13 protein-coding genes and 1 pseudogene are annotated in these 12,021 nt (G+C 76.9%); 6 read left to right on the top strand and 8 right to left on the bottom strand.

Features of this window, described 5'->3' with window-relative positions; all coding sequences use genetic code 11:
- Positions 1-69: 69 nt before the first annotated feature.
- The 5 genes and pseudogenes from thpR to infC all read right to left on the bottom strand — a co-directional run.
- Positions 70-681, bottom strand: a complete 612-nt coding sequence (gene thpR / locus P9841_RS18855; protein WP_283320084.1) for an RNA 2',3'-cyclic phosphodiesterase — start codon at positions 679-681, stop codon at positions 70-72.
- Positions 682-768: 87 nt separating this feature from the next.
- Positions 769-1,656: a TrmH family RNA methyltransferase gene (locus tag P9841_RS18850; RefSeq protein WP_283322022.1), complete on the bottom strand. Its 888-nt coding sequence runs from the start codon at positions 1,654-1,656 to the stop codon at positions 769-771.
- A 265-nt stretch (positions 1,657-1,921) separates the two neighbouring features.
- The gene (gene rplT, locus P9841_RS18845; protein WP_283320083.1) at positions 1,922-2,308 is read right to left on the bottom strand and encodes a 50S ribosomal protein L20; all 387 of its coding nucleotides are present in this window, start codon (positions 2,306-2,308) and stop codon (positions 1,922-1,924) included.
- A gap of 60 nt (positions 2,309-2,368) precedes the next feature.
- The gene (gene rpmI, locus P9841_RS18840; protein WP_146835768.1) at positions 2,369-2,563 is read right to left on the bottom strand and encodes a 50S ribosomal protein L35; all 195 of its coding nucleotides are present in this window, start codon (positions 2,561-2,563) and stop codon (positions 2,369-2,371) included.
- 649 nt (positions 2,564-3,212) lie between these two features.
- Positions 3,213-3,611, bottom strand: a pseudogene (gene infC / locus P9841_RS18835) (translation initiation factor IF-3); the annotation flags it as partial.
- 423 nt (positions 3,612-4,034) lie between these two features.
- Between infC and P9841_RS18830 the strand changes: the two are divergent.
- From P9841_RS18830 to P9841_RS18820, 3 genes are all read left to right on the top strand, one after another.
- The gene (locus P9841_RS18830; protein ID WP_283320082.1) at positions 4,035-4,511 is read left to right on the top strand and encodes a Fur family transcriptional regulator; all 477 of its coding nucleotides are present in this window, start codon (positions 4,035-4,037) and stop codon (positions 4,509-4,511) included.
- A gap of 129 nt (positions 4,512-4,640) precedes the next feature.
- The gene (locus P9841_RS18825; RefSeq protein ID WP_283320081.1) at positions 4,641-6,143 is read left to right on the top strand and encodes a catalase; all 1,503 of its coding nucleotides are present in this window, start codon (positions 4,641-4,643) and stop codon (positions 6,141-6,143) included.
- A gap of 83 nt (positions 6,144-6,226) precedes the next feature.
- Positions 6,227-6,583: a DUF1844 domain-containing protein gene (locus P9841_RS18820; protein ID WP_283320080.1), complete on the top strand. Its 357-nt coding sequence runs from the start codon at positions 6,227-6,229 to the stop codon at positions 6,581-6,583.
- Between the two features lie 11 nt (positions 6,584-6,594).
- On the opposite strand, the gene P9841_RS18815 is transcribed toward P9841_RS18820, so the two are convergent.
- Positions 6,595-8,001 (bottom strand): MFS transporter, encoded by a 1,407-nt coding sequence (locus P9841_RS18815; protein ID WP_283320079.1) that lies wholly within the window; start codon positions 7,999-8,001, stop codon positions 6,595-6,597.
- 111 nt (positions 8,002-8,112) lie between these two features.
- On the opposite strand from P9841_RS18815, the gene P9841_RS18810 reads away from it, so the two are divergent.
- From P9841_RS18810 to P9841_RS18800, 3 genes are all read left to right on the top strand, one after another.
- A complete protein-coding gene (locus P9841_RS18810) occupies positions 8,113-8,925 on the top strand; it encodes a hypothetical protein (protein ID WP_283320078.1) in 813 nt (270 codons plus the stop codon).
- A complete protein-coding gene (locus tag P9841_RS18805; RefSeq protein WP_459349162.1) occupies positions 8,922-9,683 on the top strand; it encodes a trypsin-like peptidase domain-containing protein in 762 nt (253 codons plus the stop codon). Before P9841_RS18810 ends, P9841_RS18805 begins: the two co-directional genes overlap by 4 nt.
- Positions 9,684-9,813: 130 nt before the next feature.
- A complete protein-coding gene (locus P9841_RS18800) occupies positions 9,814-10,311 on the top strand; it encodes a hypothetical protein (RefSeq protein WP_283320077.1) in 498 nt (165 codons plus the stop codon).
- Between the two features lie 108 nt (positions 10,312-10,419).
- On the opposite strand, the gene P9841_RS18795 is transcribed toward P9841_RS18800, so the two are convergent.
- On the bottom strand, positions 10,420-11,235 hold the full coding sequence (locus P9841_RS18795) for an SseB family protein (RefSeq protein WP_283320076.1): 816 nt from the start codon (positions 11,233-11,235) through the stop codon (positions 10,420-10,422).
- Positions 11,232-11,972, bottom strand: a complete 741-nt coding sequence (gene priA, locus P9841_RS18790; RefSeq protein WP_283320075.1) for a bifunctional 1-(5-phosphoribosyl)-5-((5-phosphoribosylamino)methylideneamino)imidazole-4-carboxamide isomerase/phosphoribosylanthranilate isomerase PriA — start codon at positions 11,970-11,972, stop codon at positions 11,232-11,234. The genes P9841_RS18795 and priA overlap by 4 nt, the downstream gene beginning before the upstream one ends.
- Positions 11,973-12,021 lie beyond the last annotated feature (49 nt).

Genomic DNA, 12,021 nt, shown 5'->3' with positions numbered 1-12,021 from the left:
GGGCCCGGGAAATCGGCGGCTGGTGCGCGGCTGGGACGTCATGCGCGCCATGGTGCCACACCCCGGCGCTCAGCCGCCGAGGGTCCACGCCCCCAGGGGCAGGTACAGCGGACCGCCGGCGCGCCCCTCGCCGGGCCGCGACTCCGCGAGCACGAGCTCGCGCACCGGCCAGGCCGGGCCCCGGTAGACCGCCAGCGCGTGCACGAGGAGGTCGGCCGGGTCCGGGCCCGCGGTCCGACGGCGTGAGCCCCGGGGTGGCACCGCGCGGCCGAGCGTCACGTGGGGCCGGGACCTCGCGCGGTCGTCCTGGCGCGCGCCCACCGCCTCGCCCGCCTCCCGGCACGCGGCCACCAGACCGTGGACGGCCTCGACCTCCCCGCCGACGCCGGCCCACAGCGTGCGGTGCGCGAAGACGCCGGCCCCCGTCAGCGACAGCCCGAACGGGCTCGTGCCCGCCGCCACCGCCGCGAGCTCCCCCGCCAGCAGCTCCGCGACGCTCTCCCCGACGTCCCCGTAGAACGCGAGCGTCACGTGCCAGTTCTCCGCGGCCGTCCACCGCACGCCCTGCGGGCCCGAGCGGCCGGGCGAGTCCTCGGCGTCCACGCCGACGGCCGTCACGAGCGCCGACGCCAGGTGACGACGCACCTGCGGCGTCGGCCACAGACCTGCGAAGACGCGCACCCGGCCAGCATGCCGCACGGACCGCGGGTCGTCGTGGCCGGAACCGCGTCGCCGCGTCCGCCCGGGCTCGCGGGCGCGCGGGGCCGGTCAGCGGTGCGCGCGCGAGGACGCGTACAGGCACACGGCCGCCGCCGTCCCCAGGTTCAGCGACTCCGCCCGGCCGCGCAGCGGCACCCGCACGACGGCGTCCGCCAGGTCGCGGTCCACCGCGGGCAGGCCCCACGCCTCGTTGCCGAACAGCCACGCGGTCGCGGCGCGCAGGTCGGGGTCCCCCGGCGTGACCCCGGCGGCGTCGTCCACGGGCGCCGCACCCCCGGCGCGGGCTGCGGCGTCCTGCAGGTCGTCCAGGTCCAGGTCCCCCGCGCCGTCCGCCGCCAGCACCGTCAGCCCCGCGCCGCGCACCGCCGCGACCGCCTCGGCCACCGGCACCCCCGAGACCACCGGCAGGTGGAACAGGGACCCCGCCGTCGACCGGACGACCTTGGGGTTCGTCGCCTCGACGCTGTCACCCGCGATGACGACGGCGTCCGCGCCGGCCGCGTCCGCCACCCGGATCACCGTGCCGGCGTTGCCGGGGTCGCGGACCCGCGCGAGCACCGCCACCAGCCGGGGCCGGCCCGCGAGGACCTCCGGCAGTGCCGCGGCGGCGAGCGGCCCCGTCAGGCGCTCCGCGGGGACGCCCTCGGCGGGCAGGTCCACCACCGCGAGCACGCCCTGAGCATCCGCGGACATCGCGTCGAGCACCGCCGGGGACGCGAGGTGCACGTACAGCCCGCTGGCGTCCTCGGCGATCTCCGGGTGCCGCTCGACGGCCTCGGGCGTCAGGTACACGTCCCGGACCAGCCACGGCGTGCAGCGCACCGCCTCCCGGACCGCCTGGGGGCCCTCCGCCAGGAACCGCCCGGCGCGCCGCCGCCCCGCCCGCGCGACGAGGCCCCGCACGTGCCGCACGCGGTCGGAGTGCAGGTTCGTCAGCAGCGAGGGCCCGCTGCGCGCGGGGTGGTTCTCCGGGACGACGGGCGGCAGCTCACGGGACACGTCCCCCATCCTCCCGCACTCGGGTACCGCCCCACCTCCCGGGCGACGAGCTCCCCTGGCGCGGCGTCCTCCCCGCGAGATCTCCCCGGGCCGGACGTCCTCCCGGACGGACGACGGACCCCCGGCAGCCGCGAGGGCTGCCGGGGGTCCGTCGGTCGGGCGCAGGGCGGAGGTCCGCCGGGCCCGGGGTGCTCGCTCGGCGTCAGGCCGCGGCGCGCGGCGCGTTGACGTCCGCGGGCAGCGCGTCCTTGGCCACCTGCACCAGGGCGTTGAACGCCGGGGCGTCGTTGACGGCCAGGTCGGCCAGCACGCGGCGGTCGACCTCCACGCCCGCGAGCTTGAGGCCCTGGATCAGGCGGTTGTAGGTCAGGCCCTGCTCGCGCGCCGCCGCGTTGATCCGCTGGATCCACAGCTTGCGGAAGTCGCCCTTGCGGACCTTGCGGTCGCGGTAGGCGTAGACGAGGGAGTGGGTGACCTGCTCCTTGGCCTTGCGGTACAGGCGCGAGCGCTGCCCGCGGTAGCCGCTGGCGCGCTCGAGAGTTGCCCGGCGCTTCTTCTGGGCGTTGACCGCCCGCTTCACGCGTGCCACGTGATGCTCCTTGCTCTGTTCTCAGGTCGGCGGGGTGCCGTGGCGCTCACGCGCCGACGGTCACTTGCCGAGCAGCTTCTTGATACGGGGGGCGTCGGCCGCGGAGACGACCTGGTCCGAGGCGAGGCGGCGCGTGCGACGGCTCGACTTGTGCTCGAACAGGTGGCGGGCGTTCGCCTGCTCGCGCATGACCTTGCCGCTCCCGGTGATCCGGAAGCGCTTCTTCGCACCGGAGTGCGTCTTGTTCTTCGGCATGGCTGCCGTCTCTCCTTGTCGTCGCATCGCGCCGGGGCGCGACTCGTCCGTCCGGACCCGGTGGGATCAGGGCGTGGTGGTGCGGGTCAGGCGTTCCCGCCGCCGGACGACTGGCCACGGGGGGCCGGTCGAGCCGAGGGACGCGGGGTGGGTGCCGGGCGCGGCGCGGGCCGCGGGGTCGGCGCCGCCGTCGACCCGGCCGCGGGGCCGGACGTCGGGCGGGGGGTCGCCGACGGACGAGCCGTCGGCGTGGGGGCGGCCGCGGACCGGGGGGCCGCGGCGGGGCGTGCCGTGGTCTGCGGTCGCGGTGCGGCCTGGGGTCGCGGTGCGGCCGCCGGCCGGGGGCCGACGCCGGGCGCGGGGCCGTGGCGGGGCGCGGCGCCGCGGGGGCCTCGGCAGCCGGGGCCTCGGCAGCGGCCGGAGCCGGCGCAGCCGCAGGTGCGGGCGCGGCGGCGGGTGCCGGCTCGGCGACCGGGGCCGGCGCAGCAGCCGGGGCGGCCTCGTCCGGGGCCTCGGCGACCGGCGCGCCGGTCTCGTCCTGGCGCTGCTCACGCCGGGCGCGGCGCTGCTCGCCCTTCTGCTCGGCCTTCTTCTTGGTGGGGCCGAGCACCATGATCATGTTGCGGCCGTCCTGCTTCGGCATGCTCTCGATGAAGCCGAGCTCGGACACGTCGTCCGCGAGCCGCTGGAGCAGGCGCACGCCCATCTCGGGGCGCGACTGCTCACGGCCGCGGAACATGATCATGACCTTGACCTTGTCGCCCGCCGCGAGGAACCGCTCGACGTGGCCCTTCTTGGTGCCGTAGTCGTGCGGGTCGATCTTGAGGCGGAAGCGGATCTCCTTGAGAACCGTGTTGCTCTGGTTCCGCCGGGCCTCGCGGGCCTTCATGTCTGCTTCGTACTTGAACTTGCCGTAGTCCATGATCTTGCAGACGGGCGGACGGGCGTCCGGGGCCACCTCGACCAGGTCGAGATCGGCGTCCTGGGCCAGGCGCAGCGCGTCCTCCACGCGGACGATGCCGACCTGCTCGCCGTTCGGGCCGACCAGGCGGACCTCGGCGACGCGGATCCGATCGTTGATGCGGGGCTCGCTGATGTGGTGCTCCTCGAAGTCGCAGGTGACGACCCCAGGAACGAGGAAGGCCCCCGGTCCTGGGCACAGGTGGGGGCCGACGGTTCCACGACCACCGCGTGAGCGGTGCGTCGCCGACCGCGCTCCCGCGAGGGGGGCACGGCCTGGACCGGTGACCTGGACCCTGCTGCCGGCGGACCGGGCGGTCGGGACTCAGGTGGGAGTGGCTCCACTTGTGCACCCGGGCGGAGCACTCGCGCGCACCACCCAGGTCAGTCGTGGATGACTCTACCAGAACACCCGGGCGGGCCGTCCGGATTCCCCGGCACCGGCGCCACGTGGTGACACACCGTCAGATCCCTCCTTGAACTGTTCCAGAAGACGTGTCAGGGTGAGGCCATGCCCGTCGACCAGCACGCACCCGCCGCAGCCGGCGCACCGGCCCAGCAGCCGGAGCACGGGACCCCGCAGGACCTGCTGCGCCGGCACGGGCTGCGGGTCACCGCCCCGCGCGTGGCCGTGCTCGACGCGGTCGCCTCGATGCCGCACGCCGACGCGGACGCCGTGCTGCGGCACGCCCGGACCGCGCTGCCGACCGTCTCGGTTCAGGCGGTCTACGACGTGCTGCACGCGCTGACCGACGCCGGCATCCTGCGGCGCATCGAGCCGGCCGGGCACCCCGCCCGGTACGAGCGCCGCGTCGGCGACAACCACCACCACGTCGTCTGCCGGCGCTGCGGTGCCGTCGGCGACGTCGACTGCGCCGTCGGCGAGGCACCGTGCCTCACGCCCGTCTCCACGTCGGGCTTCACGGTCGACACCGCCGAGGTCACCTACTGGGGTCTGTGCCCCGGCTGCCGGGCCGCCTCCGGCTGAGACTCCTCCGCCGGGCCCGTCCGGCCCGCCGGACCTCCGACCACCACCCACCGACCACCGGTCGGGCGCACCCGCCCGCACCGGCCCCCGGCGCGCCCGCAGCGGCTCGCCCGACCCGGAAGGACACGTGTGACCCAGGTCCACCCCACCACCACGAACTCCGGCGCCCCCGTCGCCTCCGACGCCCACTCCCTCGCGGTCGGCGCCGACGGCCCGATCGTCCTGCACGACCACTACCTGGTGGAGAAGCTCGCCCAGTTCAACCGCGAGCGCGTGCCCGAGCGCGTCGTGCACGCCAAGGGTGGCGGCGCGTTCGGGACGTTCACGACCACCGCCGACGTCAGCCGGTACACCCGGGCGGCGCTGTTCCAGCCCGGCGTGCGGACGGACATGCTGGCCCGGTTCTCGTCCGTCGCCGGCGAGCACGGCTCCCCCGACACGTGGCGCGACCCCCGCGGCTTCGCGCTGAAGTTCTACACGTCCGAGGGCAACTACGACCTGGTCGGCAACAACACGCCGGTGTTCTTCCTGCGCGACGGCATCAAGTTCCCGGACTTCATCCGCTCGCAGAAGCGGCTGCCCGGGTCGAACCTGCGCGACAACGACATGCAGTGGGACTTCTGGTCGCTGTCCCCGGAGTCCGCGCACCAGGTCACGTGGCTGATGGGCGACCGCGGGCTGCCGCGCTCGTGGCGGACCATGGACGGCTTCGGCTCGCACACCTACCAGTGGGTCAACGCGGCCGGCGAGCGGTTCTGGGTCAAGTACCACTTCAGGACGCAGCAGGGCATCGACAACCTCACGGCCGACGAGGCCGCGCAGCTGGCGGGCTCGGACGCCGACCACCACATCCGCGACCTGTTCGAGCACATCGCCGACGGGGACTTCCCGCGCTGGACGCTGTCCGTGCAGGTGATGCCGTACGAGGACGCGAAGGCCTACCGGTTCAACCCGTTCGACCTCACGAAGGTCTGGCCGCACGCGGACTACCCGCTGATCGAGGTCGGCGTGATGGAGCTCAACCGCAACCCGGAGAACTACTTCGCGCAGATCGAGCAGGCCACGTTCGCGCCGTCGAACTTCGTGCCCGGCATCGCGGCGAGCCCGGACAAGATGCTGCTCGCGCGGATCTTCTCCTACGCGGACGCCCACCGGTACCGGGTCGGCACGAACCACGCGCAGCTGCCCGTGAACGCCCCGCAGGCGCCGGTGCACTCGTACTCCAAGGACGGCGCGGCGCGGTACCACTTCGCCGCACCCGACGTGCCCGTGTACGCGCCCAACTCGGTGGGCGGCCCGGCGGCGGACCCGGCGCGCGCCGCCGAGTCCTCCGGGTGGGAGTCCGACGGGGCGATGGTCCGCGCCGCGGCCACGCTGCACGAGCAGGACGACGACTGGGGCCAGGCCGGGACCCTGTACCGCGAGGTCTTCGACGACGCCGCCCGCGCCCGGTTCCTCGAGACGATCACCGGGCACGTCGGCGCGGTGCGCAGCGACGTGATCCGCGCCCGGGCCGTCCAGTACTGGACGAACGTGGACGCGGGCCTGGGGCAGGCCCTGGCCGCCGCGCTCGCCGGCACGGCCCCGCTCGAGACCGGCGAGCCCGGCACCGCGAGCACGCCCGTCGCCTGACGCCGGCCGTCCCGCGCACCACGACGCCCGCCGCCCGGATCCCCCGGGCGGCGGGCGTCGTCGCGGATGAGAGGATCGCCCGCATGAGCCAGACGCCCGACCCCGAGACCGCCACCCGCGACATCGCCGACGTCGCCGCGGTCGAGGTGATCACCACCGCCGCCGTGCACCTGATGAGCGCGGCCGCCGTCAAGTGCGGCCTGTCGCCCGACACCGAGGGCCGGCGGGGCAGCGACGACCTGGACCTCGACGAGGCCCGCAAGCTCATCACCGCGCTGGCCGCTCTCGTCACCGCGTCGGCGCCGGACATCGGCAACCAGCACGCGCGCTCGCTGCGGGACGGGCTGCGCTCCCTGCAGCTCGCGTTCCGGGAGGCGAGCCCGTTCCCCGACGCGCCCGGCGAGGGCCCCGGCGAGAAGTTCACCGGCGCCGTGTCCTGACACCCCGCGCGTCAGCGGGCGGCGTCCTCCCGCGGTCGCGCGGCCACGTCGTCGGCCCCCGCCGGCACGGGCGTCGGCACCACGCCTGCGGCCGCGGGGACGGCGCGCGCGGGTCCGGCGGGCACAGGGTCGGACGCCGCGGGCAGCGGGCCGGTCCCCGCGGGCAGCGGGTCGGTCCCCGCGGGCGGTGCGTCGCCCTCCCCCGCGCCGCCGTCCGGTGCGCGGCGCGCCGCACCCGCGCGTCCGGCCGCCGCGCGCCGGCGCGCGACCGTCAGCACCGCGAGCCCGCCGAGCGCGAGCAGCACGCCGGCACCGCCCGCGGCGGCGAAGCCCGACCACGGCCCGAACCCGTCGATCACCGCGCCGACCACCGGTGCGCCCATCGCGGCGCCCACCGTGTTCGCGGTGCCGCTCCAGCCCATCACCTCGCCGCGCCGGTGCTCGGGCACCGCGCGGACCAGCGACGCGTTGATCGACGACAGCGCGGCGGCGCACGGCAGGCCCGCGACCACCACCGCGACCGCGAGCTGCACCTGCGTCTGCGCGAACGCGGCAGGCAGGGTCGCCACCCCGAGCGCCGCGACGAGGACCAGCGGGTGCAGCTCACGCCGTCCCGCGCCGTACACCAGGCCACCCACCACGGAGCCCACGCACCAGAGCGCGATCATCCAGCCGACGGCGGACTCGTGGCCCCAGCCGCGCAGCGCCGCGACGATGCCCACGTCCGTGCCGTTGAGCACCAGCGCCGCCGTCGAGGCGGCGGCGAGCACGACCAGCAGGCCGGGCGTCAGCACGCGTCGCCGCGGACCGGCGGGGGGCGCGCCGGGTGCGGTGCCGGCCGAGCGGGTCGGAGGGTCGAACCACATGAGCAGCAGCCCCGCGCCGACGGTGGACACGCCGATCACCGTCAGGGCGACGGAGGTGGACACCTGCGTGGCGACGAGGACGCCCACGGTCGGGGCGAGCATGAACGTCAGCTCGGTGCCCACCGAGTCCAGCGCGTACGCGGTGCGCTGCTGCTCCGGGGGCACCAGCACCGACAGGGACTGCCGCACCACGGAGAACACGGGGACGAGGAACGCGCCCGCGACCACCGCCGCGACCAGCAGTGCCTCGTACCCGAGCCGTGGCGCGACGAGCCACACCGCCGACTCCACGACGACCGAGGGCACGAGCGCGCGCCGCAGCCCCAGCCGGTCCACCCGCCGCCCGCGCCACGGCGACCCGATCGCCACGCCGACCGTCATCGCGGCGGCGACGAGGCCAGCACGGCCGTACCCCTGCCCGAGCGGGCCCACCACGTGCAGGGTGAGCACCACGCCCGTCATGGCGTGCGGGATGCGCGCGACGAAGGAGACGAGGACGAGCGGGAGGACTCCGGGCAGGCGCAGCAGGCGACCGTAGGGGGCGAGGGACACGCGAGGATTCTCCCGCGCCGGAGCCCCGCCGGACGACAGGATTCCGCCTCCGCGGGCTCCCCCGGGAGTGACGTCGGGCACGTCCCGACGGCCCGCCCGTATGGTGGTGCCGTGACGTCTGCCACCGGGCCGGGCGACCCGATCGGCACGCCGACGCCGGTCGGGCCCTCGCCACGGCCGCACCCCGAGCCCCCGGACGGCCGGGCCTCCGCCGCCGCAGGAGCCCCCGGCGCCGCGCCCTCCCCCGCCGTGGCCCGCACGGCCGACCCGCGCGCGGTCGACCTGCGCGCGGGGACGGCAGCCGCCAGGCCGGCGGGGACCCCCGAGGCCGCGTCCGGCGTCCCGTCGGCGGCGGCACCGGAGCACCGCCACGACGAGCACGCCCACGTCGCTCCCCCCGCCCGGCGGCGACGTCGCGGCTGGGGGCTGGCCACGCTCGCGGTGCTGCTGGTCGCCGCCGCCGCGCTCGCCACCGTGCTCTGGCTGCGCGTCGTGAGCTGGCAGGACTACGCGGCGCGGGTCGAGGACCAGGGGCGGGACGTCGGCACCGAGCTCGCCACCCTGCGCGCGCAGCACGAGGGCACGCTCGGGGAGCTGGCCGCGGTGGGCGACCAGCTCGCGACGGCCCAGGAGCGCATCGTGCAGCTCGCGGACGAGAAGGCGCAGGTCGGCGACGACCGCGAGGTGCAGCGCCAGCTCGTCGACTACCAGGCCCGGATCTCGCAGGCCGCCGCGAACGTCGCGTCCGCCCTGTCGACCTGCATCGACGCGCAGAACCAGCTCATCACGTACCTCGAGGACGCCGAGTCGTACGACCCCGCGGACCTCGAGCGGTTCAAGGGCGACGTCCAGGGCGTGTGCGCCGCGGCGACCGACGCGAACACCGAGCTGCAGCGCCAGCTCGCGGCGGGGGCGGACGGGTGACGGGCGCCGTCCGGCCGCCGCGCCCGCGTCCCCGCGCCACGACGCGCGCCGCGGTCCCGCTGCTCGGCCTGCTCCTCCTGGCCGGGTGCGGGGTGCTGCCCGCCGAGCCCGGCGCGGTGCCGACGGACCTCGTGCCGTCCGACGCCCCCGTGCCCACGCCGACCTCGTCCGGCAACCTGTCCCCCGACGGCTTCGACTCCGCCCAGCGGATGGCGGTGCGCATCCGGAACGTCGGCTGCGACTCGCTGTCCACCGGCTCGGGCTTCGCGATCGACGAGACCACGCTCATCACCAACCGCCACGTCGTCGCCGACTCCGCTGACCTGCAGCTGTCGACCTACGACGGCCGCGACGTGGCCGTCACGGCGTCGGCCACCGCGGCGCTGGCCGACCTCGCGGTCGTGCGCACCGCGGACCCGCTGCCGTCGGCGCCGGGACTCGCCGAGGCCGACCCCGGCCCGGGCGACGAGGTCACGGTCGTCGGGTACCCGCAGGGCGGCGCGCTGACCGTCACCACGGGTCAGGTCATCGGGGCGACGACCGACCCGCTGAACGAGAACCTCGGGCAGGTCCTCGTCACGAACGCCGAGGTCGAGCCCGGAAGCTCCGGGTCCGCCGTCCTGGACGCCTCGGGCCGGGTCGTCGGCGTGGTGTACGCCAAGAACGCCACCGGTCAGAGCTTCGTCGTCCCCGTCAGCACGCTGCGGCAGCTGCTCGCCGACGAGGCGTCGTTCACCCCCACCACGTCCTGCGGCTGACCCGCCCGGGGGGTGGGCCGACCGCGGCGCGCGGGGTGCCGTCCGGTGCACGCGCCCGCGGCGTCCGGCCCTGGTGCGGCGGGCGCCCGACGTGCGACGGTGGGGCCTCGGACCGACCCGGGAGGACCTCATGCCCCACGACGACCGCCGCGACGACCTGCCGGAGCTCACCCGCGCCGCGAGCGACGTGTTCTCGGCGCAGCGCGTCTTCGGGGAGGCGTACGAGCACGACGGCACGCTGGTGATCCCCGTCGCGAAGGTGCTCGGGTCGCACGGTGCCGGCACGGCGAGCGGGCACGGCCGGCTCGGCCTGCGCCCGGGGAGCCGCCGGTGGCAGCGGCCCGGGCCCGGGGCGGGGCAGGACGAGGACGAGCGGCGCGACCCGGAGGGCCCGGGCACGGGCGGCGGGCGGGCCCCGTCGGGCCGGGGCGGCGGCGACGCGGAGGGGTCCGGCTTCGCGACGCGGATCAAGCCGCTGGGCGTCTACGTCGTCGACAGCACCGGGGTGCGCTGGCGGCCCGCCGTCGACGTCAACCGGGTCGTCCTCGGCGGGCAGGTCGTCGGCGCGGTGTCCGTGGTGGCGCTGTCGTTCGTGCTCGCGGTGGGACGGCTGCGCCGCCGGCGCTGAGCGGGCGCACCGGGGCACAGCGGCACCGAGGCACCGGGCACCGAGGCACCGGGCACCGGGGCACCGGGCACCGGGGCACAGGGGCACCGAGGCACCGAGGCACCGAGGTCAGCGCAGCCGCACCTCGACGGAGTCCACGCGCTGCGTGACGGTCTCGTCGGCGCCCAGCGCCTCCCCCACGCGGCGCACCACCGCGTCGACGGCGACGCGGTCCAGCCCCGGCACGAGCGTCAGCTCCACGGCGACCTCGGCACGGCCGCCCGGCAGCGCCGCGACGTCGCGCACCGGCACGCCGGGGTGCTGCGCCGGTGCCGCGCGGCGGAACCACCGGCTGCGGGGTCCGGGCCCCGGCTCGCCGCCGGAGGACGGCCCCACCGCGGCGAGCACCGCCCCGCGCACGGCCGCCGCCACCTCGGGGTCGACCGCCGCGCCGGCGCCGGTGCCGGTCACCGCCGGGCGCCACGGCTGCTGCTGCGCGAGCGCCCACACGGCCGGGCGCGGCAGCAGCGCCGTCACGGGGCCGCCGGGGTCGAGGACGAGAAGCTCCCAGCCCTCCTGCACGGCGGACAGGGCCGCGCGGGCGACCTCGGTCGGCACGGGCCGGGCGTCCGCCCGCCACGCCGTCATCGCCGCCACCGACGAGAACACGGGCAACGCCGTCCTGCCGTCCGGCGCCCGCAGCGCCACGATCCCGGCCGACGCCTCCTTCTCCACCGTGTGGGCGTGGCCGCCGACCTCGACCGTCCCCGCGGAGTCGAGCTCCGCGAGCACGGGGACCAGAACGCGCGTCCCGGCGAGCGCCGCGACCACCCCGGCCACCGTCCCGCCCGCCCCGAGGTCCGCGAGCGCCGCGGCGACGGCCGGGTCGGCGCTGCCGTCGTCACCGGCGAACGGCGAGGTCGGCGGCAGCTCCCGGCCGGTCACGGCCGCCCGGCGACGTCCAGCGCCTCGGGCAGCGTGAACGCGCCCGCGTACAGGGCCTTGCCGACGATCGCGCCCTCGACGCCGTCCGCCACCAGGGCCCGGAGCACGCGCAGGTCGTCCAGCGACGAGATCCCGCCGGACGCCACCACCGGCGCGTCCGTGCGCGAGCAGACCTCCCGCAGCAGGTCGACGTTCGGGCCGCGGAGCGTGCCGTCCTTCGTGACGTCCGTGACGACGTAGCGCGCGCACCCGGCGGCGTCGAGGCGCGCGAGCACCTCCCACAGGTCGCCGCCCTCGCGGGTCCAGCCGCGCGCGGCGAGCGTCGTGCCCCGCACGTCCAGCCCGACCGCGATCGCGGCGCCGTGCCGGGCGATCGCGTCGGCCGTCCAGTCCGGGTCCTCCAGCGCGGCGGTGCCCAGGTTCACCCGGGTCGCCCCCGTCCCGAGAGCCCGCTCGAGCGACGCGTCGTCGCGGATGCCCCCCGACAGCTCGACCTTGACGCCCTTGCCGGACAGCACCTGCGTCACGTCGGCGAGCAGCTCGGCGTTGGAGCCCCGGCCGAACGCCGCGTCGAGGTCCACGAGGTGGATCCACTCGGCACCGCCGTCGTGCCAGTCGAGCGCGGCGGCCAGCGGGTCGCCGTAGGACGTCTCCGACCCCGCCTCGCCCTGGACCAGGCGGACGGCCTGGCCGTCGGCGACGTCGACGGCGGGCAGGAGCTGCAGACGGTCGGACATGGGACTCCTCGTCGGGGGGGTGCGCCCGGCGGCGGCCGGCGGCCGGCGG

It is taken from the genome of Cellulomonas sp. ES6 (genome assembly GCF_030053835.1).
Taxonomy (GTDB): domain Bacteria; phylum Actinomycetota; class Actinomycetes; order Actinomycetales; family Cellulomonadaceae; genus Cellulomonas.
This window is presented reverse-complemented; position numbering and strand designations above follow the sequence as displayed.